Source organism: Paenibacillus sp. YIM B09110 (assembly GCF_037167145.1).
In the GTDB taxonomy this organism is placed as follows: domain Bacteria; phylum Bacillota; class Bacilli; order Paenibacillales; family Paenibacillaceae; genus Pristimantibacillus.
The window spans coordinates 166130-191222 of record NZ_JBANSP010000004.1; the positions used below are offsets into that span (position 1 = coordinate 166130).

Genomic DNA, 25093 nt, shown 5'->3' on the forward strand with positions numbered 1-25093 from the left:
CCTCCTATGTTCATCTCGTCCCACAACAAACCCTCCTAATGCCTGCTGCTATGCAATGCAATTAAGAGGGTGTGTGGCGAGCTAGTTATATCTCATATGCTACAATCTGCTGAACGCGATATCATGCGCAGCAATCGTCGCATCAATGTCTTCATCCGAATGGGCAGCCGATACGAACATACCCTCGAACTGCGATGGCGCAATATTGACGCCAAGGTCAAGCATAGCTGCGAAGTAAGCCTTGAAGCGAGTAATATCAGACGTCTTTGCCGTCTCGAAGTTAATAACGAAGTTATCCGTGAAGAATGGACAAACCATCGAGCCAACGCGGTTAATCGTATTCGCAATACCGTGCTTACTGGCGTTCGCTTCGAAGCCGAGCTGCAGCTTCACGGCTTGGCGTTCCAATTGCTCATACACTTCTGGCGTTAGCAGCTTAAGCGTCGTATAGCCCGCCGCCATAGCCAGCGGATTGCCCGATAGCGTACCTGCTTGGTAGATCGGACCGCTTGGCGCGATCTGCTCCATGAGCTCGCGCTTGCCGCCGTATGCGCCAACCGGCAAGCCGCCGCCGATCACTTTGCCGAAGCAAGTCAGATCCGGCGTTACGCCGTACAGTCCTTGCGCACAGTTGTAGCCGACACGGAAGCCGGTCATTACTTCGTCGAAAATAAGAATAGTGCCGTATTTCTCCGTCACGTCGCGCAGTCCTTGCAGGAAGCCGGGCAGCGGCGGTACTACGCCCATATTGCCGGCGATCGGCTCCACGATAACGCAAGCGATCTCCTCGCCAAATTTCTCGAACGCCAGCTTCACAGACGCTAGATCGTTGTACGGGACGGTAATTGTATGCGAAGCGACATGCTCCGGGACACCCGGACTGTCCGGCAGTCCAAGCGTTGCAACGCCAGAACCCGCTTTGATCAGCAAGCTGTCGGCGTGGCCGTGGTAAGAGCCTTCGAACTTCAGAATCTTGCTGCGTTTCGTATAACCGCGCGCGAGACGCAGGGCGCTCATCGTCGCTTCCGTTCCCGAGTTGACCATACGGACGATATCCACCGATGGCACACGCTCTACGACAAGCTCGGCCATCAGCGTCTCCAGCTCGGTCGGAGCTCCGAAGCTCGTGCCTTTCTCGGCTGTACGCTGGATCGCTTCAATCACTTCCGGATGCGCGTGACCCATAATAAGCGGACCCCATGAACCGACGTAATCAATATAGCTGTTGCCGTCAATATCGTAGACGCGGCTGCCTTCGCCGCGATCCATGTAGACGGGATTAAGATCTACCGACTTGAAGGCGCGCACCGGACTGTTCACACCGCCGGGGATTACCTTCTTCGCCCTTGCGAATGCTTCTACGGAACGCGAGTTGTTAGCGATACGAGAATGGTTGCTCATCTTGTTAAGCCTCCCCTTTCAGCCAGCGCGCAGCGTCTTTCGCATGGTAGGTAATGATAATATCAGCGCCTGCGCGCTTCATACCCGTGAGCGTCTCCAGCACAATCGCCTTTTCGTTAATCCAGCCGTTCGCGGCTGCTGCCTTTACCATCGAATACTCAGCACTTACGTTATATGCGACAACCGGCAAATCATAGTTTTCTTTCAGCAAGCGCACGACATCCAAGTAAGCCAGTGCCGGCTTCACCATTAGCATATCCGCGCCTTCTGCCACATCCGATTCCGCTTCGCGCAGCGCTTCGCGTACGTTAGCCGGGTCCATCTGATACGTCTTGCGGTCTCCGAATTGCGGCGCGGAATGCGCCGCGTCACGGAATGGACCATAGAACGCAGATGCGTATTTCACGGAGTAAGACAGAATCGGGATTTCGCTGTAGCCCGCTTCATCAAGCCCGCCGCGAATCGCATGGACGAAGCCGTCCATCATATTCGAAGGCGCGATAATATCGGCTCCCGCTTCGGCTTGCGATATTGCCGTACGCACAAGCAGCTCAAGTGACGCGTCGTTATCTACGGTAGCCTCACAGGAATGCTCGTCGACATGAACGACGCCGCAATGGCCGTGATCGGTAAACCCGCATAAGCATGTATCGGCAATAACGACAAGCTCAGGCGCCCATCCCTTAATCGCACGGATCGCTTGCTGCATAATGCCGTTAGCGTCGTAAGCCGATGTGCCGACTGCATCCTTATGCTCAGGAACGCCGAACATAAGCACCGACTGAACGCCGCTTGCGACAACGTCGCGAATTTCTTCCTCAAGGCGATCCATCGAGAAATGGTATACGCCCGGCATCGAAGGAATCTCTTCCTTTACGTTCACGCCATACGTTACAAAAAGCGGATATATAAAGTCATTAGCGCTTAGTACCGTCTCGCGCACCAGGCTGCGAAGGCCGGCTGTTCGGCGCAATCTGCGATTTCTCACTATAGGAAAGCTCATTTGAATAGTTCCTCCTCTACACGTTCGCTTTGGCCGCGCGATAGGCGGCAATAGCGTCTATTAAGCTGTCAATGGTCGAATGTTCAGGCTCTACCGTAACGGTAAGTCCCGCTTCTATTACAGTCTTCGATGTGATCGGACCGATACTGGCGATCGGTATGCCAGCGAGATGCCCAGCCGGATCCTCAATGCCTCTGCGTCTAAGCAATTCAAGCAGATTCGTTACCGTAGACGAGCTGGTGAACGTAATCATATGAATCCGCTTATCGCGCAGCCACGTAAGTGCCAGCTCGTCCTGCGTATCCGCCAGCACGGTCTCGTAGACATCAATCTCCACTGCTTCAAGCCCCTTAGCCTGAAGCTCTCTTGGCAGCACCTCGCGCGCCAGATCGCCACGCGGCAGCAATACTCTTTCGCCGGCTTTCAAGTGCGGATCGAGCTGCTCCAGCAGTCCCTCGGCATGGAATTGAACAGGCAGCTCTTCGAACGTCAAGCCGCGCATACGCAGCGCCTCGGCCGTCTTCGGACCGACGGCTGCAAGACGAGCACCGTGGAACCGCCGAATATCGATGCCGAACCGCTGCAGCCAGCGGAAGAAATAATCGACGCCGTTCACGCTCGTGAACATGACCCAGCTATAGTTCTCCGCTTGCTCTAGATGCGTTCTCAGCCTATCTATCGCTTCTGAATTCGAAGGCTCTTGCGTCTCGATAACCGGAAACTCGCAAGGCTCGCCGCCTAAGCTCTCAATCTGATCGGCAAGCTCGCTTGCCTGCGCCCGCGCGCGGGTAACCAGTATTCGCATGCCGAACAACGGCTTGTTCTCATACCATCTCAGCTTCTCCCGCTGCAGCACAACCTCGCCCACAACGATGACCGCGGGCGGCTGGAAGTTAGCCTCGCGGACGATGGCTTCGATCGTCTCGAGCGTACCGACGATCGTCTGCTGCTCCACTCTCGTCCCCCAGCGGACAAGCGCAACCGGCGTTTGCGGCGACTTGCCATGCTTGATCAGCTGATCGGCAATATAGCCGATCTTCGCAACGCCCATCAGGAAGATAAGCGTTCCTGTCGCATTCGTCACTTTGTCCCAATGAATCGAGCGGTCGAGCTTGTCCGGACTCTCATGGCCCGTTACGATCGACAGCGACGAAGCAAGATCGCGATGCGTTACCGGTATGCCCGCATACGCTGGTACGGCAATCGCCGACGTAATGCCTGGCACGATCTCGAACTCGACGCCGTTATCGTACAGCAATTCGGCCTCTTCTCCCACGCGGCCGAATATCGTCGGGTCGCCGCCCTTAAGGCGCGTAACGGTCTTGCCTTGAAGCGCCAAATCGACGAGCAATTGATTAATTTCCTCTTGTTTCATCGTGTGTCTGTCAGGCAGCTTGCCTACATAAATTTTCTCCGTGCCCGGCTTCACATGACGCAGCAGCCGAGGGCTGGCAAGCCGATCATATACGACGACATCGCACAGCTCAAGACATTCGCGCCCGCGAACGGTAATGAGCTTCGGATCGCCGGGACCGGCTCCGACCAAATAAACTTTCCCCTTATTCACCGGTCATCCCCCAATTCCTGCCAAAATACGATCAGCGCCGCGCGCGATAAGCGCTGCCGCCACATCCCGTCCAAGCTGTTCGGGATTCTTCCCCCTCAACTGTTCCTTAAGCAACGTCTCTCCGTCTGGCGAACCAACCATACCGGTCAGCTCCAATAGCGGCTCGCTTCCAGCGTCATCCAACAATACGGCATAAGCGCCGATCGGCACTTGGCAGCCGCCGTTCAGCGCGCCAAGGAAGCTGCGCTCTGCGCGGACGGCCAACTCGCTTTCTCTATCGTTCAGCAGCCCAAGCAGCTCTCTAATCTGTGCATCATCGCTCCGGCATTCGATGCCGAGCGCCCCTTGTCCTACCGCAGGGATACAGACATCAACCGGCACGGCTGCCGAAATGCGATCCTGCCATCCCATTCTTGTCAACCCAGCCGTCGCTAACACAACCGCATCGAAACCTTCCGTCTCTAGCTTACGGATACGGGAATCGATATTACCTCTGATCGACTCCAGCTTCAGGTCCGGTCTAACGTTCTTGAGCTGGCAAGAACGGCGCAAGCTGCTCGTGCCGACACGCGCTCCAACGGGCAAGTCTGACAGACTATGCAGGCCGTCCTTCATAACCAAGCAGTCTCTCGGATCGACGCGCAGCGGAATGGCTCCGTTCATTAAACCTTCCGGCAATTCATAGGGCATGTCCTTCATGCTGTGTACCGCCAAGTCGATATCGCCATCGATGAGCGCTTGCTCAATTTCCTTAACGAACAACCCTTTGCCGCCTACCTTGGACAACGTAACATCGAGAATCCGGTCGCCCTTCGTTACGATCTTCTTTACCTCAAACTTATAAGAGAAGCCTTGCTCGTCGCTTAGCTGCTGCAATTGATCGATCACTTGTCCTGTCTGCGTAAGCGCAAGCGCGCTCTGTCTCGTTCCTACAACGATCACTCGATGTGCATTAGCTGTTTCCTTCATTATGTAAGCCTCCCGTTATTCCGATGCGACGCAGCAGGCTGTTCAGCCATTCATGGTCGCTGCCTTCAACTTTTTCCCCGCTATCTGCGGCTGAAGCATCGCTCTTCGCCGCCTCAGCCGCTTCTAACGCCGCTAGCTTAAGTATAGCCTGTTTAGCTACTCGATCTATCTCGCTGTTCATGACAAGTGTTCGCAAACGGCGCAGACGGTCCACTGCTTCTATGTAACTTTCCCCGTATTGCGCTTCCAGCTCCTTCTTTATCGCTGCCGCTAGCGATGGGCTTGCGCCGGCTGTCGTCACCGACAGCAGCAGATCGCCCCGTCGAATGACAGAAGGAGCGAGAAAGTCGCCTTCGTCATGTAAATCCGCAGCATTCACCAGCGCACCGCAACGTTTGCCATCCGCTACAACTGCTGCGTTGACTTCGCGATTGCCTGATGCCGCGAATAGGAGCCACGCTCCGCTTGCATCGCTCTCTTTGTACCCTCTAAGCTCAATCCGCAACTTGCCTTCCTCGGCAAGACCGGCCAGCCGCTCCGTAACCTCCGGGCTGACGATCCTTACATCATCTGCACCGGCTTCCAATAAGCCGATGACCTTCCGCTCCGCAACGCCGCCTCCGCCGATAACGACGATTTTTTGGCCGCGCAATTGGAGGACGACCGGGTAATAGCCATTCATGCTTGATCCCCCATAGGATTGACCGAAATGATTATTAATGAAACCTAGAAACGTAATTAGAGAGCAAATTAATAAGCAACATCAGGAATGAAGCAATATAAAGCATTGCCATCTGCGGTCCCGGCCGCTTCTGCGCAGCCCGTTGATAGACGAAAATGATAAACAAGACTAGCGTGGCAACAGACGTCAGCACCTTAAAGTCCAGCAGCAGCGCGGATCTTCCTTCTACAATTAACGAAACTGCTGCAATCGCAAGCGACATCGCAAGCAGCGGTACACCGACAATCACAGCGCGATCCATATATCGCTCCATCATTTCCAGGCTAGGCAGCCTGCGAACCGCTTTGGTCCATTGCTTGCTCTTCAGACGATTGTGCAGAAACAAATACATGCCGGCAAACAGCGCCCCGAAGGTAAATACCGCATAAGCGCATAATACGAGACTAATATGAACATAGAGCAGCTCTCTTGTTGTCTGCCACAGTTCAGAGGACTGACCGTTATTCGTACTGCTGTACAGATTAAGAGCAAGTACGGCGAATCCGATCACATTTACGAAAAAGACGATAAAGTCGATTTTGAAAAACCGGCTTATAACTAGCGACACCGTAACGAGCAGCCATGAGAACCAAAGCCAATATTCAAAAGTAGATACGGGCGTCAGCTGAAAATGAGATACGGTTCTTACCGTGACGTAAGCAGTCTGCAAAACCCAAACAAAAATAAGCAGCCCTGTACCTATCCGCTTCGCTTTCCGGCTCGCATTCATGAAGTCGGAGAAGTAAAACAGAAGGCTCAGGGCGTAAACATAAAGTATCGCGTCGTACAGTACATTTTGTGTAACCATAGCGCCTCCATATTGCGGCCCTTAACTAAATTTCGCGGGCATCCTTTACTGAACAGCAGGTGCCAGCGCCGCGGCAGGTGCATGGTCTTGTATGTTTTTGGTTTGTGTTGCAGTCACAGGCCCCGATGCCGCTTGAAGCTCTGTTTGCCGCGTTTTTGTCATTTGTTCCTCAAGCGCGAACAGCTTGACGAACATATCCATCGCTTCGTCTGCTTTCTTCTCGCCTGCCATTTCCTTAATACGCAGGATCGGATCCTGCATCATCTGATTGACGATGCTTTTCGTCAGCTTGCGGATCACCTTCAACTGATGCTCATCGAGATCCGGCAGCTTATTCGTCAAGCTGTTCATCGTTTCTTCGTGAATATCGGCGGCCTTCGTCTGAAGAGCACGAATGAGCGGCACAACGCCCAGCGTCTTGTACCATTGCTCGAACAGTCCCATTTCTTCGACGATCATCGTTTCGATCTTGGCTGCTTCCTGGCGGCGCTGCTCCAAATTACTCTCCACAATGCCCTCCAAATCGTCAATATCATATAAAAAGACGTTGTCTACCGCCGCAATCGACGGCTCAAGATCCCGCGGAACAGCAATATCGATCATGAAAAGCGGCTTCGACTTTCTGCGCTTCATCGCTTCAGCAACCTGCCCCCTGGTGAGGACATAGTTCTCAGCTCCGGTGGAGCTGATGACGATATCCGCTTCATGCAGCCGCTGCGCCGCTTCCTCCATCGAGTAAGCTACGCCATTGAACTTGTCCGCCAGCTGCACAGCCCTTTCATAAGTCCGATTCACCACAATGACTCGCTCAGCGCCGTTCGCGTACAGATGCTTCGCCGTCAGCTCGCCTGTCTCGCCCGCACCTAGCACCATAACCGTCTTTTTGTTGAATTGTCCAAATATCCGCTTGCCAAGCTCTACTGCTGCGTAGCTGACGGATACAGCCGATTCGCCTATCGTCGTCTCGGTATGCGCCCGCTTCGCCATCGTTAGCGCTTGTTTGAACAGATGATTGAACAGCGTTCCCGTCGTTTTGAGCTGCTGCGCCTGCAGAAACGCGTCTCTCACCTGACCCAAGATTTGCGTTTCTCCAATGATCATCGAATCAAGCCCGCTCGTTAGTCGTAATAAATGCTCAATCGCTTTGTCATCTTCATACATATATAAATGGTTCGTGAACTGCTGTCTCGGCAGATTGAACCACTTCTCCATAAAGCTGCGAATATAATGACCGCATAGATGATGCCTGTCAACGACTGCATACATTTCCGTACGATTGCAGGTTGCTACAATGACACACTCCATGATGCTCTTCGTTTGAATGAGCTGCTTAAGCGCACCCGGCAATTCCCGTTCCGCGAATGCGAATCTTTCTCTCACTTCAACTGGAGCCGTCCGATAATTGAGTCCTACTGCGATAATGTGCATGCGCGATCACCTGCCTCCTTCTCTTGTCCGTCATAACCTTGATGTTATCGCTAATTATAACATAGTTCGACTTTCAGAAAATGTTCATTTATGAATAATGTTTGAAAAACTCCTATCCATTATTCCCTTTTCATACAAAGAAATAACCATGGATTAGATCCATGGTTATTTCGATATGCCAATCGGCCTAAAGCTCTTAGACAAGCTCGATTTGTTTCATTTTTTGTTCTACGACTTGCAATTCGCCCATTCCGCGTACAAGCTTCTTCGCATAAGTCGACTTCGGCTTAAGAACAGCGAGCATGTAATCAATCGCAAGTTGTGGATCTACAGTATCACCGCAGGTATAGCAGTCCAGTGCGGCAAATCCTCTCTCAGGATACGTATGAATCGAGAGATGACTCTCCGACAGCATTACAAGTACGGTTGCGCCTTGAGGATCGAATTGTTTCGCTTGCACCGATAGCACAGTAGCACCACAAGCTTCGGCAGCCTCCACCATGTGGTTTTGCAAAAATTCAGCGCTGTTCAGCAGTTCAAAATCTACACCCCAAGTATCAACAGCAACGTGTCTTCCGAAAGTTGAATATTCCATCCTTCGGTTCCCCCTTCCTAGGAATAAAATGTTTGAAAAATTTCATCCGCTAGGACCTACGTCATTCACTTCTCGAGGGATTAATCTCTCGCAACATAACCATGTCCTGAGTGAATCCTGGTTCCTATTATTCAATTGCAACAATGTTTTCAACGAATCTAAAAATAACATCTATCTGGGAGAAATGCAACAGGTTTTTTTAGCCCAAAATATCGTCGCCAGCCCCGTTTTCAATGTATGACTGTCAGGCTTGTCGCGAAACAGAAACGCTTGTTAGCCAGCCATATTATTTTTGGCGTCCTGCGGGCTGAATACCGAGATATGATCAACCTTCCCGGTCTTTTCTGATACAACGAATTTCAGCTGGTACTGCTTGTTTACTTCATAGGCGTATATATCGTCCGAACCGTTTTTTGTTTGTTCATCCGCTTTGCCAAGCGCCTTCTCTATATCTTTCAAAGCGATGGTGCGCAGCTCGCTTGCATAGGAACGGACATCGAATACCACCATGCCTTTGTTGTAACCGAAGGTGATGCCTTTATCCTTATACTCCGCATAAAGCCCCTTGCCCGCTGCATTGTTGCTGTCCGGTTTCCCCCACTTTTTCTCGATATCGTCGAAGAGGTCCGTATGTGCCGCGTATTGGCAATTCGGAACTTTGCCCTTCTTGGCCAGTTGGACGAGAGATCCGATTGTTACCGCTGCTTCCTCGTCGTCGGATGGAGTATGGCTGCCGCCGTTTTGTTCGCCCGTCCCATTCGGCGTTTCTGACGGCTCTGCGCTCGGATCAACGTCTTGGCTAGGGCTTGTCTGCTCAGCCTCGGACGGAGCTTCGCTTACGATTGGGTCCGGCTGTTCGCCGTTTTCCCCATTATTAGCATTGCTGCAAGCTGATAGCGCCAATGCCACGGAAAACGTTATGCCGACCGCAAACTTTTTGAAATTTTTCGATGGATTCATTTCTGTTCCAGCTCCTTTTGTGTAATCTCTGTGATGCTAATCGAAATCGTTTGAAAAACTTGCGACAAATCTTAGACGATCAAACCGGTCATGAGGTTACAAGTTGCATATAAAAAAGAGGCCGCGCAAGCGGCCTCCTGCTTATCCCTTATTAAACATTACGCTTCTAAAATAAACAGCTTCTTGGTCATATCCGCCAAGCGCTCGTCAATTCTGCCGATCTCCTCGGCTGCCGTCGCTTGATTGCGAAGGTCAAGAAGTTCGTTGACTGCGCCGTTAATCAATCCAATCTCTCGCTCGATTAAGCGGCTGCGGTATACGTTCTCAAGCTGCAAAGCCGTATCCTTACATTCAAATACGACCCGCTCGCCTGCAGCGGTTTGTTCCACAATGCTCATGACGGAACCATTCCTATAATGATAGATCATCGTATAATGACTATAAATCCGGTTGACGATCGCGTTGCCTCGGAAAGCGGAGACCGCTTTGCGCATTGCATTTGTCAGCCTTGGTCCTACAAGTCGGCAAGAAAGAACACATACGTAATAGTCTTGTCGACGCTCAAACGTCAACCTGACCTCTTCCCTCCCTGCTACGTCTTCGAGAACGAGCTCCTGATTGCCGCCATCCAGCACAAGCACCTGAAGGTGTATTTGCTGCTCTTCGAACAATCGAATGAATCCCGCCATCTCCGTGGCCGTTAACTGCAGTTTGGCATTTACATACTCTGTGGCTAGCCGCTTAGCCATAAAAATCTCCTCAATTCTTTGACTTGCCCGAATCGATCGACGCGTCTCTCCGCGCGATTCATCGTTCACGTCGGTTCGTTAGATTAAGTATATTATACGTGATCCCATCAATATATTCCTGCCGTCCGCACGCGATATTCTTGCATATAACTGAAAATAACGCAGGAATTCACGAGGAATGCCGCATTTCTCCCTATATCCTCTGCTTTAGAGTGGAAGTTGCTGCACTTGCTACCTTAAGTAGCAATCGTCTCCATAATAACGTCCCAGAGCTGCTCGCGGCCAAGCCCTGTTTCCGACGAGAATAAGATGATAGAATCTCGCGGGTCGACGCCAAGCGTTGTTTTGACCATCTTAACATGCTTGTCCCACTTCGACCTTGGAATCTTGTCCGCTTTCGTGCAGACGATGCATGTAGGAATTTCATAATGCTTAAGCCAATCGTACATGAGCTGATCGTCCTTGGACGGCTCATGGCGAATATCGATGACGAGCAGCTGCAGCTTAAGCTCCTTGCGATCTCTAATATAGGTTTCGATCATCGTGCCGAACTTCTCGCGCTGTGTTTTGGACACCTTGGCATAGCCGTAACCCGGATAATCGACGAAGAAGACTGTAGCATCATTCTCGCAATTTACACGATAATAATTGAGCTGCTGCGTCTTGCCCGGCTGCGAGCTCGTTCTAGCCAAGTTTTTGCGCATAATCAGCTTATTGATGAGTGACGATTTCCCGACATTGGAACGCCCTGCCAGAGCAATCTCTGGCAAGGCGTCCTCCGGGTACTGGTGAGGCTGAACCGCGCTAATAATAAATTGAGCATCCATAATCTTCATGAAATTGTTGTACCTGCTTTCTGTTCCGTTAGAACCGGAAGCAGCGCATGCTGCAGAACCTCATCCATATGAGCGACAGGAATAAATTGCAGATCATTGCGCACGCTGTCGGGAATATCCCGCAAATCCCGTTCATTGTCTTTTGGCATCAGCACGGTCTTAATGCCCGCGCGATGCGCTGCCAACGATTTTTCTTTCAATCCGCCAATCGGAAGCACGCGGCCGCGTAGCGTAATCTCGCCCGTCATCGCCACTTCCTTGTTCACATAACGATTCGTTAACGCGGAGATCAGCGCTGTTGCGATCGTAATGCCTGCCGAAGGACCATCCTTAGGAATAGCACCCTCCGGAATATGAATATGAATATCGTTTTTCTCATGGAAGCCTGGATCGATGCCAAGCTCGATCGCCTTCGACCTCGTGTAGCTGAACGCCGCTTGGGCGGACTCCTTCATAACGTCCCCAAGCTTGCCCGTCAATGTCAGCTTGCCGCTGCCCGGCATAACGGTCACCTCGATGACGAGCGTATCGCCGCCGACCTCCGTCCAAGCTAGGCCTGTAACGGCGCCAATCTGATTCTCGCTTTCCGCTAAGCCGTAACGGAACTTGGATGGTCCAAGCCATTCCTTAAGCTTATCGATTGTTACCTCCAGCGTCTCCGCTTCCTCATTCGAGACGAAGAACTTCGCTGCTTTGCGGCATATCGACGCAATCTGCTGCTCTAGGTTACGCACGCCGGATTCACGGGTATATCCACGTATCAGCTGCAGCAGCGTATCTTCGGATACGACAAGCTGCTCCTCCGTAAGACCGTGCTCCTTCTTCTGCTTCGGCAGCAAATACCGCGTACCGATCTGCAGCTTCTCAAGCTCCGTATAGCCCGGAATGTAGAGTACCTCCATCCGATCAAGCAATGGACGCGGAATGTTGTGCATCGCATTCGCGGTCGTAACGAACATGACGTTAGAAAGATCGAACGGCACTTCGATGAAATGGTCGCTGAAGTTGCTGTTCTGCTCAGGATCAAGCACCTCAAGCAAGGCAGAAGCAGGATCTCCGCGGAAGTCCATCGCCATCTTGTCGATTTCATCAAGCAGGAATACCGGATTAAGCGAACCGGCTGTCTTCATCCCTTGAATAATACGTCCCGGCATCGCGCCGACATAAGTCCGTCTGTGGCCGCGAATCTCAGCCTCGTCGCGTACGCCGCCGAGCGAGATACGTACGAACTTGCGTCCGAGCGACTTCGCTATCGACCTGGCAAGCGATGTCTTGCCGACACCCGGAGGTCCTACTAGACAAAGGATTGGTCCTTTGAGCTTCTTCACAAGCTGCTGGACGGCTAAGTACTCCAGCACGCGCTCCTTCGGCTTCTCGAGACCGTAATGATCGTCGTTCAGCACTTCCTCAGCTTTGCTAATGCTGAGATCATCATCTGTCTGCTTATCCCAAGGCAACGATAACAGCCAATCGATATAATTGCGGATAACGCCGCCTTCGGCGGACGAGGCAGGCATCTTCTCGAGCCGATCGATTTCCTTCTCGATCTTCTCCTTCACAGACTCGGGCACGCCGGATTCGGCAAGCTGACTGCGCAAATCCTCGATCTCGCCGGCGCGGCCTTCCTTCTCGCCAAGCTCCTTCTGGATCGCTTTCATCTGCTCGCGCAAATAATATTCCTTCTGCGTCTTCTCCATCTGCTTCTTGACGCGCTGGTTGATCTTGCGCTCCAGCTCCAGCACCTCGCGCTCGTTGTTCAAGATGTCGAGCAGCTTCTCCAGCCGCTCGCGAGCGCCGATCGTCTCTAGGATATCTTGCTTATCCTTAATCTTCAGAGAGAGGTGGCTCGTGATAACGTCAGCGAGCCTGCCTGGTTCGTCAATGTCGGACACGGCAGCATGCGTCTCCGGCGTTACCTTCTTCGACAACGAGATATAATGCTCGAACTGGCTAAGCACCGTGCGCATAAGCGCGTCGACCTCAGGATCGTCCGTTTCCTGCTCAGGCAGCTCTTTCACCGCTACTTCGTAAAATTCATCGTTCGGCACATATTCCTGTATCTCCGCGCGAACAACGCCTTCAACCAGCACTCGGATCGTTCCGTTCGGCAGCTTCATCATTTGCCTTACTTTTGCGATCGTACCGACCTTATATATATCTTCCTCCGTCGGCTCCTCAATGTTCACTTCGGATTGTGAGCAGAGCAAGATCATATTCTCCTCGACCATTGCCCTCTCTAGCGCCCGAACCGATTTGTCCCTGCCCACATCAAGGTGGAGAACCATGCTGGGATAAACGAGTAGCCCCCGTAACGGAAGCAGGGGCAGCCGACGACGACCTTTCGATTTATTAGGTCCCATTCCAGCACCTCCAATTGTATACGTCTACCCTATATTACCACATCGCAAAGTACAAAATCTAAATGCCGGCGAATTCCTTATTATTCAGCTGATTCAGCTTGCAAATAAGGAACCCCCGATGCGATGAACAACTCTGTGCCGATCGGCGCATCCACAGTCTTCTCCACAATAGTCGACTCAGGGAAAACAATGCCAAATACTTCTTCGACGCGTTCAACAGGTATCACCTTCAGCCCGTTCAAATCAGCGAAGATCGCCTGCCAGTTCTCACGCGGAATAATAACCTTCTCAGCGCCTGCTTGGAAAGCAGCCTCTACCTTCGCCAGCACGCCGCCTACCGGCTTCACGTTGCCGTGTATGCCGACCTCTCCGGTCATCGCCAACTTATTGTCGATCGGCAAGCCTTTGATAGCAGACGTGATCGCCGTAGCCATTGCAATACCTGCTGACGGGCCGTCAATCGGCGTTCCGCCAGGGAAGTTGATATGCAGGTCGAAGTCTTGCGGATTAAGCCCGATACGGCGCAATACAGTCAGTACATTCTCGACAGAACCCTTCGCCATGCTCTTACGGCGAAGCGTCCTGGAGCCGCCTCCTAACTCTTCTTCCTCCACGACACCCGTTATCGTGAATTGACCGCGTCCTGCCGCTGCCGGAATAGCGCTAACCTCGATCTCAAGCAGCGTGCCCATATTCGGTCCGTATACGGCAAGCCCGTTCACGAAACCAACCTGCGGCGCCGCAGGCACCTTGCGGTCCGGTCTCGGCGGAATTTGGCTGCTATTTACAACCCATTCGATATCACCGGCCGAAATACTATCCCGCTTCTCGGATAAAGCTACTCCTGCTGCCAGCTGAATAACATTGACCGCTTCGCGGCCGTTTGTCGCATAACGCTTCACGACCTCGATCGCTTCCGGGCATGGCGCGAAGCCGATCTTCTTCACTGCGTTCTCAGCGACTTGCGCAATTTCATCTGCCAGCAGCGGTCGGAAGAATACCTCCATGCAGCGCGAGCGAATAGCAGGCGGGATTTCCTGAGGCGAACGCGTTGTTGCGCCTACGAGACGGAAGTCTGCCGGCAGCCCGTTCTGGAATATATCATGAATATAAACAGGAATATTCGCATCCTCAGAATTGTAATAGGCGCTCTCGAGAAATACTTTGCGGTCTTCCAGCACCTTTAACAGTTTATTCATTTGAATCGGATGCAATTCTCCGATTTCGTCAATGAACAGAATGCCGCCATGGGCTTTCGTAACCGCGCCGGGTTTCGGCTGCGGTATACCCGCCACACCCATCGCTCCAGCGCCTTGGTAGATCGGATCATGAACAGACCCGATCAGCGGATCGGCAATACCCCGCTCGTCGAAGCGCGCTGTCGTCGCATCGATCTCGGTGAACTTCGCCTCCGGAAGGAATGGCGAGCTTGGATTTTTCTTCGCTTCTTCCAATACGACACGCGCGGCAGCCGTCTTACCGACTCCAGGCGGTCCATAGATAATTACATGCTGCGGGTTCGCGCTGCATAATGCAGCCTTAAGCGCCCTTAGCCCATCGCGCTGACCGACAATGTCCTGCATGGCCTGCGGGCGCGTCTTCTCCGCGAGCGGCTTCGTAAGCGAAACTGACCGCAGCTTGCGCAGCTTATCCATTTCCTTGCGCGATTCCCGATCGACCGCAGAGCGGTTCGTCTTCTGATTACGCAGCAAATTCCAAAAATACAAGCCGATAACGACGGCAAAAAACACTTGAATCAACATTAACACGACACTTAAACTCATTTATTTCCGCTCCTCTCATACCGCCTGTTTCTCGAAGGCATCCGTATTATGTCAGTATTGCCTCTTGGCAATAGGAATAATCGCATTTGGTAAAACTTCGGCTCAAGTATTTCTACCCTGCCGCATCGATCCTAACTGATTCAGACTAATTCGCTCCAACCCGCTCCCACCTTTTGCGTTTGTCGTAGCTGCGATCCTTAATTTACCACCTATTATGGAAATTATTCGCATCTAAGAGCATATGTGTGCTTACAGCGTGCTTTCGAAGTAGGTGCGTGGCGGCATTGCCATCATTTGACGCCGAATAAAAAAAGGCCAGCCAGAGCATTCTGGCTGACCTCATAAATAAAGGGCCTCCCCGACGAATAGAGTCGGCATAGGCCCAATAACATTTAAGCGTGCGTATGATGTTTGCGCCCCGGGATCTCGCCGGTCGCTTCGTATACACGGACGATTTCGTCAATTTCCTTCTTGAGCTCGTTCAACAGCTCTGCTTCCGGTACTTTACGAATCATTTCCCCGTAACGGAACAGCATCCCTTCGCCGCGAGCGCCGGCGATGCCAATGTCAGCTTCGCGAGCTTCGCCCGGACCGTTAACCGCGCAGCCGAGCACCGATACTTTGATCGGCACCTTGATCTTCGATATATAGTCCTCGACCTCGTTCGCGATTGAGAATAAGTCGATATCAAGACGGCCGCAGGTCGGACAAGAGACTAGTGTTGCTGCGTTCGTAATCAAGCCGAAAGTCTTGAGCAGCTCGCGAGCGACTTTAACTTCTTCAACCGGATCTGCGCTTAGGCTGATCCGCACTGTATTGCCGATGCCGAGCGCCAGCAATGCGCCGATGCCTGCCGAGCTCTTGATCGTACCCGTGTGCAATGTGCCAGCCTCTGTAATACCAAGATGCAGCGGATATTTGATCTTCTCAGCTGCCATCGAATAAGCCGCTATTGCCATCGGTACGTCGGACGCCTTAAGCGACACGATAATATCATGGAAATCGAGCTCTTCGAGAATGCCGATATGGAACAAAGCGCTTTCGACCATCGCTTCCGGCGTTGGATAACCATACTTCTCTAACAGATGGTTCTCAAGCGAGCCTGCGTTGACGCCGATCCGGATCGGAATGCCCTTCTCCTTGCACGCTTTAACAACCGCCTCAACCTTCTCGCGGCGGCCGATATTGCCTGGGTTAATACGCACCTTGTCGACGCCGTTCTCGATCGCCGCAAGCGCCAAGCGGTAATCGAAGTGAATGTCAGCAACTAGCGGAATATGAATGCGTTTCTTAATTTCTTTAATCGCATCCGCCGCTTCCTTGTTATTGACGGTTACCCGGACAACCTGGCAGCCAGCCTCCTCGAGACGCAGTATTTCAGCTACAGTCGCTTCCACATCGGCGGTCTTCGTCGTACACATGCTTTGAATGATGACTTCATTGCTGCCGCCGATCGTCAGATCGCCGACCTTCACCGCTACCGTATCTTGACGTTTGTACATATTACCAATCTCTCCCATGAACGTCAAAGTCCACCCCGCAAGCTTATGGCGAAAAAAGCCGCAGCTAGCAAGGTGGAAACAATGACGGTAATCTCGCTCTATATCATACGTTTGTTATTTGAAAAGGTAGCTTACGCGCTCTCTTCCTTTTTCTTGCCCTTCTTCGCCGTCAACTCAGGCATCATCTTTTCCTGTACGGATTGCTCCGTAATCAGGCAGTTCTGCACGTCGTCACGGGAAGGAACCTCATACATCACTTCCAGCATAATGCCTTCGATGATCGCACGCAGGCCCCGCGCGCCGGTATTACGCTTAATCGCTTCCTTGGCGATCGCATCAAGCGCAGCCGGCTCGAAGTCGAGCTTCACATTGTCCATCTCAAGCAGCTTCTGGTACTGCTTCACGAGCGCGTTCTTCGGTTCGGACAGAATCCGAACGAGTGCCGGCTCATCAAGCGGCTCCAAAGTAGAGATAACCGGCAGACGTCCTACAAACTCAGGGATTAGCCCGAATTTGAGCAAGTCTTCAGGCAATACCATCGATAGGTATTCGCCCGGTTTCAAGTCCTTCGTTAATTCGCCAGTGGAGTTGAAGCCGATAACCTTCTTGCCGATACGGCGTTTGATCAATTGCTCCAGGCCGTCGAACGCGCCGCCGCAAATGAACAAAATGTTCGTCGTATCGATCTGAATGAACTCTTGATGCGGATGCTTGCGTCCACCTTGCGGCGGAACGGATGCAACCGTACCTTCTAGAATCTTCAGCAATGCTTGCTGTACGCCTTCACCGGATACGTCGCGCGTAATGGACGGATTCTCCGATTTGCGGGCTACTTTATCAATTTCGTCGATATAAATAATACCGCGTTCCGCTTTCTCAACATCATAGTCGGCGGCTTGAATAAGCTTGAGCAAAATGTTCTCTACGTCCTCGCCTACATAACCAGCTTCCGTAAGCGAAGTCGCGTCCGCAATCGCGAACGGAACATTCAGAATTTTCGCCATTGTTTGAGCCAATAGCGTCTTACCCGAACCTGTAGGGCCTAGAAGCAAAATATTACTCTTCTGAAGCTCGACATCCTCGATCTTGCTGCCGGAGTTGATCCGCTTGTAATGGTTGTAAACCGCAACGGACAACGATTTCTTAGCAAACTCTTGACCAATAACATACGAATCAAGAATAGCGCGAATGTCCTTCGGCTTCGGAATATCCTTCAGATCAAGCTCTTCTTCGTTACCGAGCTCTTCTTCTACGATTTCCGTGCATAGCTCGATGCACTCATCACATATATATACGCCGGGACCGGCTACCAGCTTGCGCACTTGATCCTGCGACTTGCCGCAGAAAGAACATTTCAACTGGCCTTTTTCGTCGTTGAATTTGAACATGGAATCACCCCTTCAATTAAATCGTTACACTACAGGCGAAGTAATGACTTTGTCGATCAGACCGTAAGCGAGTGCGTCTTCCGCGCTCATAAAGTTGTCGCGGTCGGTATCGCGATCGATCTTGTCATATGGTTGACCCGTACGTTCAACGTAAATATTGTTAAGCTTCTGCTTCGTCTTCAAAATCCAGTCCGCGTGAATCTTAATATCGGACGCTTGACCACGAACGCCGCCAAGCGGCTGGTGAATCATGACTTCCGCATTCGGAAGCGCGAAGCGCTTGCCCTTCGCTCCCGCAGTTAGGAGCAGCGAACCCATACTTGCTGCCATGCCCATGCAGATCGTGGACACTTCAGGCTTAATATATTGCATCGTATCGAAAATACCCATACCAGCGGTTACAGATCCGCCAGGAGAGTTAATGTACAGATGGATGTCTTTCTCCGGATCGTCGGCCGCCAGGAACAGCAGTTGTGCAATAACGGAGTTTGCAACGTCATCATCAATTGCGCTCCCAAGGAAAATGATGCGGTCCTTCAGCAAGCGGGAGTAAATATCGTAAGAACGCTCCCCGCGGTTTGTTTGTTCGACTACGACAGGTACCAGATTCATGCGACCAACCTCTTTTCGTTTATGGCTTTAAGTACTTCCTTATTGTAACACGTCATCGTAGTGATGTCATTTTTCCAATAATACAGTATACGATGGCGGCCGTTCGATATGTACGGAGATTAGCCTCCGAGTCAAGCACATTTTCATATGTAGGGTCAAAATAAGGCACGTATATTACGCGCCTTATTTTGAAATGTTGCTTATGTTGTTGTAGATTGATTTTGATTATGCGTATTAAACCGTTTTGCTGTTATCAAGCAAGAACTTGATCGTTTTGCGAAGCAATACGTCCTCTTGCAGGTTCGCAATGTTGCCGTTGCGAGTGAAGATGTCGCGCAGCTCTTCTGCAGGGCGGTTGTACGATTTGGACAACGTCTCAAGCTCAGCTGTCAGATCTTCTTCGCTTACGGAGAAGCCTTCAGCTTTCGCGATTGCGTCAAGCACCAGGTTGTTGCGAACGCGTTTCTCAGCGTCGGAACGCATTTGCTCGCGAAGCACGGATTCGTTCTGGCCAGAGAACTGGAAGTACAGATCCATGTTCATTCCTTGCATTTGAAGACGGTTCTCGAAGTCTTTGATCATGTAGTCCGTCTCGGTTACGATCATCGCTTCAGGGATTTCAACTTCAGCAGCCGCGGTAGCTTTGTCAACGACAGCAACTTCGCGGGCTTGCTCAGCTTCTTTCTCTTTGCGCTCTTTCAGCTTGCTTGACAAGTCTGCTTTGTACTCGTCAAGCGTGTCGAACTCGCTAACGTCCTTCGCGAACTCATCATCCAAAGCTGGAAGCGACTTGCGCTTGATCTCGTGCAGTTTAACAGCGAATACCGCTGCTTTGCCTGCAAGGTTCTCAGCGTGGTAGTCTTCAGGGAACGTTACAGTAACGTCCTTGAAATCGCCGAGCTGCATGCCAACTACTTGATCCTCGAAGCCAGGGATGAACGAGTTCGATCCAAGCTCAAGGGAATAACGCTCTGCTTTGCCGCCTTCGAATGGAACGCCGTCAACGGAACCATCAAAGTCGATAACTGTGATGTCACCGTTCTGAGTAGCGCCTTCTTCTACAACCGACAATTCAGCGTGGCGTTGTTGCAGACGCTCAAGCTCAGCCGCAACCTCTTCTTCTGTTACTTCAGCCGCTGCTGCTTCAACTTCAAGGCCTTTGTATTCGCCAAGCGTTACTTCTGGCTTAACGATTACTTTCGCTTTGAATTTGAACGATTGGCCTTTGGCGAATTGCTCAACATCGATCTCCGGACGGTCAACCGGCTGAAGATTGTTCTCGTTCACTGCTGCTGTGTAAGCGTCAGGAAGCAGGATGTCGATTGCATCCTGGTACAGGCTCTCCACGCCAAAGCGGGATTCAAAGATACCGCGAGGTACTTTGCCTTTACGGAATCCAGGTACATTCACTTTACTTACGACTTTCTTAAACGCTTGATCCAGCGCTGTTGCGACTTGCTCCGCTTCAACCTCAACATCGATAGACACGATGTTCTTGTCTATTTTTTCCCAAGTTGCTTTCATTTTATGCCTTCCCCTCCAAAATTGCACGTACTTCGCTTATTTTCACGTTCCATAAACCATTCCATTATAAACAAGATGGACGAGCTTTTCAAGGCTGAGGTTCATCCGGCTCTGACGGCTGCAATACCGCAACCTGCCTAAGCGCTCTGCAAGCTTGCTCATATTGAAATCTTAACGATTCGGTAATGCCGTATGTATCGCGTATATCATCGTCGTTCGCCGATCCGTATACGGTCAGCAATAGCGTAAGATGAAGCGCCGCAGCAAAGCAATCGACGGTTCCTTCATCTTCTCTAAGCATCCATTTGTAAGCCGCCGTCCCATACAAAAACTGCAGACTTTCCTTCCAAAGCTCTTTGGCAAAATGAGGCAGCGTCGGATCATCGACTTCGGCCACCTGTTCAGCCCGCTCCAAAATTTGGTTGATCTGACTCGGAAAGTCGTCCAAAGAGAGCGGCGTTTCGTCGAGCTCAAGCTCGACTTGCTCATCGAGCCTTTCAATTGTCAAAGAGCCTTGAGCACCGCGCTTTCGCAAGCATTGCAGCGCTTTGAATTGAACGACTGGATGAACTTGCTTCGTTACGAGCCAGTTCACAATCGTTGCGTCCACCTGTTCACTTTGTATGTATGCCGCTCGTTCAAGCGCAAGCATCTGCTGATCAATCATAGGATGATTCTGCATAATGTACATCACTTGATTAATGTATGTCTCATCCTGCTCAGGCGGGTTCAGCAGCTCCGCGCGAATAGTATCCTCGCTCGGCTCCTTCTCGGGAATCGCAAGCACATAACCTGTACCGTCGTCTCCGCCTCCTCCTTCAGGAAAAGCCATATCGAGCCATGTGAGAAGACTGTTCCACTCCTCATAGTGGCGTTCGTCCTCCCCTTGGCATTGCAGCAGGAAACGCAATAGCTCCTTGGCCTCCCCATACTGCTCCGATTCCAGCATTCGGGTAAGATGAATTTGATAATGATCCAGCATGCTAGGGAACAAATATACGTTATCCTTGTTGTCGCCTTGTGGGTCAATGGGAGTTGTAATGCTAACACCGCCTTCGTATACGCCATCTCATGCTTCTCGCCAGCTTGCGTAAGATTATACCACGGTCTGAGGAAAGAAAAAAACAAAAGCTGCTAGAAGACCGTTCGGCAGGTGCAACCAACTATTTTTTTGACAAAACCAAAAAAATGACTTGCAATACTAAAAACCTTCATGTTATATTATTACTCGTGTCCCAGTAGCTCAGCTGGATAGAGCAACGCCCTTCTAAGGCGTCGGTCGGGAGTTCGAATCTCTTCTGGGACGCCATTATATGAGCTCATTCAAAGCCTTGCCGCTGTCAGCGGCGGGGCTTTTTTTACATGTTTGCTAAATTTGCCATGTCCCTGCGCTATTGCTGTAGTAATTAAGCGCCTCATCCAGCTCTTGGCTTGCCTTAACCACTTGCGATGATGTCAACGATCCCGACTGCATATAGAGTTCGACCATCCGTTTGCGAAGGCTTTCGATTCGGGCTTTGGCATCCGTTCTTTGCATGTACATATGAACACTACCTCCTACTTCATTATGAATTGGTTATGAATAGGTTATACGTTTGCCGTCTCAAGCTTCGATACCAATTGCTGCATGCGAAGACTTGTCGGGCACTCTCTGCACGGCGCCGGCACCTGGTCTCCCTTTAAAGAATTGAATCGATGCTCGCATCGGTCACAGGATTCAAGCTCTTTGCCGATTAGTATTCGAATATGTCTTTTCTCTTGTCGGTCCGCAGCTGACGTTTGCCTGGATGTGATTACCTCTACAATCATCGATCGTTTCTTAGGAATGACCCTGACCTCCTTTGTCGGTTAAGCCGACTGAAATAGTGAACTTCTATATTCACCATACTAAATGAGAGTTGTTAGAAAAATTCCATGGAAGTTATTTGAAAAGTGATAAATTAGACGGCTTATCGGATAAAGTTTTTGAAAAGTGTTAGATCGGGACATTTGATGTATATTGCTACTCAAAAAGAAAGACCATTATCCTAGTAAAGGATATGGTCTCTCTGAATTTATAGCTATGCTAAACCGAAAGTGAAGCCTGTTTTTCCGTAACAAACTGGAAGAGGAGCTCCGCCTTCTCCTCAGTCAGCTCACCGCTATTGTCGAATACGAGAATCGATGAGGCCGGAATATCCCAATTGATCTGCGGCACGAAGTCGACTCTTTTCTCGAAGTCGCCCCAGTTGTCGAGCTTCCACTGGTCGCGTACGGTCTGTCTGCCGATAATCCGATTTTTCTGCATCGCGATGTCAGACAAAGTAACGACCACGACTTTCACGTCAACCGATTGTTTAGTAAGGCCGGCCGCTTGAAGGACGTCCTCGATCCATTGTTCATTTCTAAGCTCAGCTGTAAAAGGAGAAATCATGAACACATTTTGGCCTGCCGCAAGGTTCTCGATGCATACATCCTTAGCCGTGTCGTACTCAAGGTCGCGCAAATTGCGTTTATAATAATCGGAATCCCGATCGTTCTTATCCAGTCCGTTTAATTCGAGAATCGCCTCTACGAATCTTCCGCCAATCGTGTCGCGATCCAGGAATGCCGCCGGTATACGAGTTGATAGCTTCCTTGCTACAGTTGTTTTGCCTGTGCCTGCTACCCCTACAAAGAAGATTAATTTTTGCAAAAAAATGTGCCTCCACTACTTTTTTGAAGCATTATATCATCTTTTCATAGATTTTCATAGAATAGTCCTTGCTTGTTACGCGCATGAGGATGGTATTATTAACCTATTACTAACAACTGAGGTGATTCATCATTATGAACCAAAAAAATAAACTAATTTTGCAAATGAGCCTTACCGCTGCCTCTCTCGCAGCTATCATCCATCTGCTTACACGCTCCTTTCAAGTCGCCATAGCCGGTCACCATATGAACGGCCATGAACCTTCACTTCCGGAAACGAACGATTGGGTTATGAATCTTCTAGCCTTACTCCCCTTTGCGGCGTGGATCATTGCTTTCCTGCTTTATCGCCGCGATCGGAATCATTCGCATATCCCGCTCCTTAACGCATTATCGTTAACGTTGTCCAGCTTCTCTGTCATTGCAGGGGCAGGCGGAGCGGTAGAGTTCCATTTTTCTATATTCATGGTCATCGCCATAGTCGCTTATTATGAGCGAATAAGCCTTATTGTTGTCATGACTGTATTATTCGCCGTACAGCACGTAGCCGGGCTTTATTTATTTCCAACCTACGTATTCGGAACAAATGATTATTCAATCGGCATGGTAGCGATTCACGCTGTCTTTCTGCTGCTTACCTCCTTGGCCACTATTCTTCAAATTGCGAATAAGATGAAGGTTATGAAGGCCGTTGACGAACAGAACCAAGAAAGCAAGCAGCTCTTCGAGACGATTGTTGGGCAGTTGACGGAAACCTCGGAACAGCTGAGGCAATTAACAGCAGGACTTGTCGACAAGAGCGGCCATACGGCGGAATCGATCAGCGGCATCGCTGCGGCAGTCAGTCAACTGACAGGCGGACTGGCGTCGCAAACAGCAGACTCCCGTCGCAGTATGAACGATATGAATGAAATGTCAGAAGAGATGAACGGCATGAACGGTGCGTTCCAAAGCGTTGCGCATCACGCTAAGCTATCCCGCCATACCGCAGATGAGGGCAGCCGGCATATCGAGCATACGATTGGACAAATGGACGATGTAACCCGCGCTCTTGACTCCATGAGCAGCAGCGTGATTGCGCTTAGCGGGAAATCAGATCAAATTGGATCGTTCGTCGATATCATATCCGCGATGGCCGAGCAGACGAAGCTGCTCGCGCTGAATGCTTCTATTGAAGCAGCAAGAGCGGGCGAGCAGGGCAAAGGATTCGCCGTCGTTGCAGGGGAAATTCGTAAACTGTCTAATATGTCTGGGGAGTCCGCTTATTCGATCAAAGAAGTTCTTGAGGGCGTGCAGCATTCCGTTCGTGAATGTGCAGAATGGACAGAAGCATGCGTCGCACGAACGCGGACTATGATTGACAGCATCGGCCAGACCAACTCCTCATTCAAGCATATTGTGAATCAGATACATATCGTCGAAGAGCAAGTCCTTCAATCCGCTGCTTCCTCGGCTCAAGTTGCCGCCGGCACGCGTCTTGTCTCCCTTACGATGGACGAGATGGCGCAATTCTCGGTCGACTCGCTCGAGGAAACGAAGGTCATCGGCCGCTTGACGGATAAGCAAGTCGAGTTGACAGACCATCTAGCGGACACTTGCGCCAGATTGCTTCTTTTATCCGAAAGAATCGATCAGCTCATAAACAAGATTGGGCAATAGCATCAGACTTCATTAGGCGAAACAAAGGGCTTACCTCATCCTTTCTGTCACTGACCGTGACAGAAAGCGAGGTAAGCCCTTCTTCTCATTACCATAAATGCATCGATTCGATATGATTCTTCGTTGTATCCGTTCCGCAATCATACAATTGCTTATACACCTGCTTCAGCCAATAGTCATAATCCGAATTGCGCTTCTCGTCGTTTACCGCTTGATAAGGATTGGCAGCCATAGTCCTTACTCCTCCGTTGTCCGCTGCGGCAAGCTCCTTGAACAGCTCATGCAGCTTTCCAATCTCCTCATCGTTCGCTTGTATGACAAGTTCGTAGGCCGCCGCTTCCGGATCGGCTAATATTTGGCCCGCTTGAACGGACACATAATACGTCGTTCGCTCTTCATCATTGCTTTCCTCATTCCACATCCTACCCAGCCTCGCTTCCTTCATGCTTACTTTGCCCAAGCTGTTGCAGCCTCCTCTAGCTTCCCCCTATGGACAGACATTTTATGCCTATTTTCAGCATATAACTGTTATTATCGCTACTGGAGTCCAGCAA

The 25093-nt window shown here is 50.9% G+C and carries 22 protein-coding genes and 1 tRNA gene; 2 read left to right on the forward strand and 21 right to left on the reverse strand.

Features of this window, described 5'->3' with window-relative positions; genetic code table 11:
* Nucleotides 1-99 precede the first annotated feature (99 nt).
* The 18 genes from hemL to V8F51_RS07575 all read right to left on the reverse strand — a co-directional run bounded on the left by hemL (nucleotide 100) and on the right by V8F51_RS07575 (nucleotide 21189).
* Nucleotides 100-1401 (reverse strand): glutamate-1-semialdehyde 2,1-aminomutase, encoded by a 1302-nt coding sequence (gene hemL, locus V8F51_RS07490; RefSeq protein ID WP_337099550.1) that lies wholly within the window; start codon nucleotides 1399-1401, stop codon nucleotides 100-102.
* A gap of 4 nt (nucleotides 1402-1405) precedes the next feature.
* Nucleotides 1406-2404: a porphobilinogen synthase gene (hemB, locus tag V8F51_RS07495; RefSeq protein ID WP_337099551.1), complete on the reverse strand. Its 999-nt coding sequence runs from the start codon at nucleotides 2402-2404 to the stop codon at nucleotides 1406-1408.
* Between the two features lie 16 nt (nucleotides 2405-2420).
* A complete protein-coding gene (gene cobA / locus V8F51_RS07500; protein ID WP_337099552.1) occupies nucleotides 2421-3971 on the reverse strand; it encodes a uroporphyrinogen-III C-methyltransferase in 1551 nt (516 codons plus the stop codon).
* Nucleotides 3972-3974: 3 nt separating this feature from the next.
* The gene (gene hemC / locus V8F51_RS07505; RefSeq protein WP_337099553.1) at nucleotides 3975-4940 is read right to left on the reverse strand and encodes a hydroxymethylbilane synthase; all 966 of its coding nucleotides are present in this window, start codon (nucleotides 4938-4940) and stop codon (nucleotides 3975-3977) included.
* Nucleotides 4924-5622, reverse strand: a complete 699-nt coding sequence (locus V8F51_RS07510) for a precorrin-2 dehydrogenase/sirohydrochlorin ferrochelatase family protein (protein WP_337099554.1) — start codon at nucleotides 5620-5622, stop codon at nucleotides 4924-4926. The genes hemC and V8F51_RS07510 overlap by 17 nt, the downstream gene beginning before the upstream one ends.
* A 34-nt stretch (nucleotides 5623-5656) precedes the next feature.
* The gene (locus V8F51_RS07515; RefSeq protein ID WP_337099555.1) at nucleotides 5657-6469 is read right to left on the reverse strand and encodes a cytochrome C assembly family protein; all 813 of its coding nucleotides are present in this window, start codon (nucleotides 6467-6469) and stop codon (nucleotides 5657-5659) included.
* 45 nt (nucleotides 6470-6514) lie between these two features.
* Entirely contained in the window at nucleotides 6515-7897 is a 1383-nt protein-coding gene (gene hemA / locus V8F51_RS07520; RefSeq protein WP_337099556.1) for a glutamyl-tRNA reductase, read from the reverse strand.
* 196 nt (nucleotides 7898-8093) lie between these two features.
* Nucleotides 8094-8492 carry an adenosylmethionine decarboxylase gene (gene speD, locus V8F51_RS07525; RefSeq protein ID WP_337099557.1) on the reverse strand — a complete coding sequence of 133 codons (399 nt, stop codon included), beginning with the start codon at nucleotides 8490-8492 and terminating at the stop codon, nucleotides 8094-8096.
* Between the two features lie 273 nt (nucleotides 8493-8765).
* Entirely contained in the window at nucleotides 8766-9452 is a 687-nt protein-coding gene (locus tag V8F51_RS07530) for a YjgB family protein (protein WP_337099558.1), read from the reverse strand.
* A gap of 158 nt (nucleotides 9453-9610) precedes the next feature.
* Nucleotides 9611-10201 carry a non-ribosomal peptide synthetase module gene (locus V8F51_RS07535; protein WP_337099559.1) on the reverse strand — a complete coding sequence of 197 codons (591 nt, stop codon included), beginning with the start codon at nucleotides 10199-10201 and terminating at the stop codon, nucleotides 9611-9613.
* Between the two features lie 236 nt (nucleotides 10202-10437).
* Nucleotides 10438-11037, reverse strand: coding sequence for a ribosome biogenesis GTP-binding protein YihA/YsxC (gene yihA, locus V8F51_RS07540; RefSeq protein ID WP_337099560.1), 600 nt, complete (start codon nucleotides 11035-11037; stop codon nucleotides 10438-10440).
* Nucleotides 11034-13397, reverse strand: a complete 2364-nt coding sequence (gene lon / locus V8F51_RS07545; protein WP_337099561.1) for an endopeptidase La — start codon at nucleotides 13395-13397, stop codon at nucleotides 11034-11036. The genes yihA and lon overlap by 4 nt, the downstream gene beginning before the upstream one ends.
* Nucleotides 13398-13477: 80 nt before the next feature.
* Nucleotides 13478-15181 carry an ATP-dependent protease LonB gene (gene lonB, locus V8F51_RS07550; protein ID WP_337099562.1) on the reverse strand — a complete coding sequence of 568 codons (1704 nt, stop codon included), beginning with the start codon at nucleotides 15179-15181 and terminating at the stop codon, nucleotides 13478-13480.
* A 392-nt stretch (nucleotides 15182-15573) separates the two neighbouring features.
* A complete protein-coding gene (gene ispG, locus V8F51_RS07555) occupies nucleotides 15574-16683 on the reverse strand; it encodes a flavodoxin-dependent (E)-4-hydroxy-3-methylbut-2-enyl-diphosphate synthase (RefSeq protein ID WP_337099563.1) in 1110 nt (369 codons plus the stop codon).
* Between the two features lie 131 nt (nucleotides 16684-16814).
* Nucleotides 16815-18071 (reverse strand): ATP-dependent protease ATP-binding subunit ClpX, encoded by a 1257-nt coding sequence (clpX, locus tag V8F51_RS07560; RefSeq protein WP_337099564.1) that lies wholly within the window; start codon nucleotides 18069-18071, stop codon nucleotides 16815-16817.
* A 24-nt stretch (nucleotides 18072-18095) separates the two neighbouring features.
* Nucleotides 18096-18683, reverse strand: a complete 588-nt coding sequence (clpP, locus tag V8F51_RS07565) for an ATP-dependent Clp endopeptidase proteolytic subunit ClpP (RefSeq protein ID WP_337099565.1) — start codon at nucleotides 18681-18683, stop codon at nucleotides 18096-18098.
* A gap of 234 nt (nucleotides 18684-18917) precedes the next feature.
* Nucleotides 18918-20207, reverse strand: a complete 1290-nt coding sequence (gene tig / locus V8F51_RS07570) for a trigger factor (protein ID WP_337099566.1) — start codon at nucleotides 20205-20207, stop codon at nucleotides 18918-18920.
* Nucleotides 20208-20295: 88 nt separating this feature from the next.
* Nucleotides 20296-21189, reverse strand: coding sequence for a hypothetical protein (locus V8F51_RS07575; protein ID WP_337099567.1), 894 nt, complete (start codon nucleotides 21187-21189; stop codon nucleotides 20296-20298).
* 250 nt (nucleotides 21190-21439) lie between these two features.
* Here V8F51_RS07575 and V8F51_RS07580 point away from each other — a divergent pair.
* Nucleotides 21440-21516, forward strand: a tRNA-Arg gene (locus V8F51_RS07580).
* Nucleotides 21517-21576: 60 nt separating this feature from the next.
* Here V8F51_RS07580 and V8F51_RS07585 read toward each other — a convergent pair.
* Nucleotides 21577-21750, reverse strand: a complete 174-nt coding sequence (locus V8F51_RS07585; protein ID WP_337099568.1) for an aspartyl-phosphate phosphatase Spo0E family protein — start codon at nucleotides 21748-21750, stop codon at nucleotides 21577-21579.
* A gap of 522 nt (nucleotides 21751-22272) precedes the next feature.
* On the reverse strand, nucleotides 22273-22881 hold the full coding sequence (locus V8F51_RS07590) for an AAA family ATPase (protein WP_337099569.1): 609 nt from the start codon (nucleotides 22879-22881) through the stop codon (nucleotides 22273-22275).
* Between the two features lie 134 nt (nucleotides 22882-23015).
* Between V8F51_RS07590 and V8F51_RS07595 the strand changes: the two genes are divergently transcribed.
* Nucleotides 23016-24539, forward strand: a complete 1524-nt coding sequence (locus V8F51_RS07595; RefSeq protein WP_337099570.1) for a methyl-accepting chemotaxis protein — start codon at nucleotides 23016-23018, stop codon at nucleotides 24537-24539.
* Between the two features lie 88 nt (nucleotides 24540-24627).
* Here the strand turns inward: V8F51_RS07595 and V8F51_RS07600 are convergent, their stop codons facing one another.
* Entirely contained in the window at nucleotides 24628-24999 is a 372-nt protein-coding gene (locus V8F51_RS07600; protein WP_337099571.1) for a hypothetical protein, read from the reverse strand.
* Nucleotides 25000-25093 lie beyond the last annotated feature (94 nt).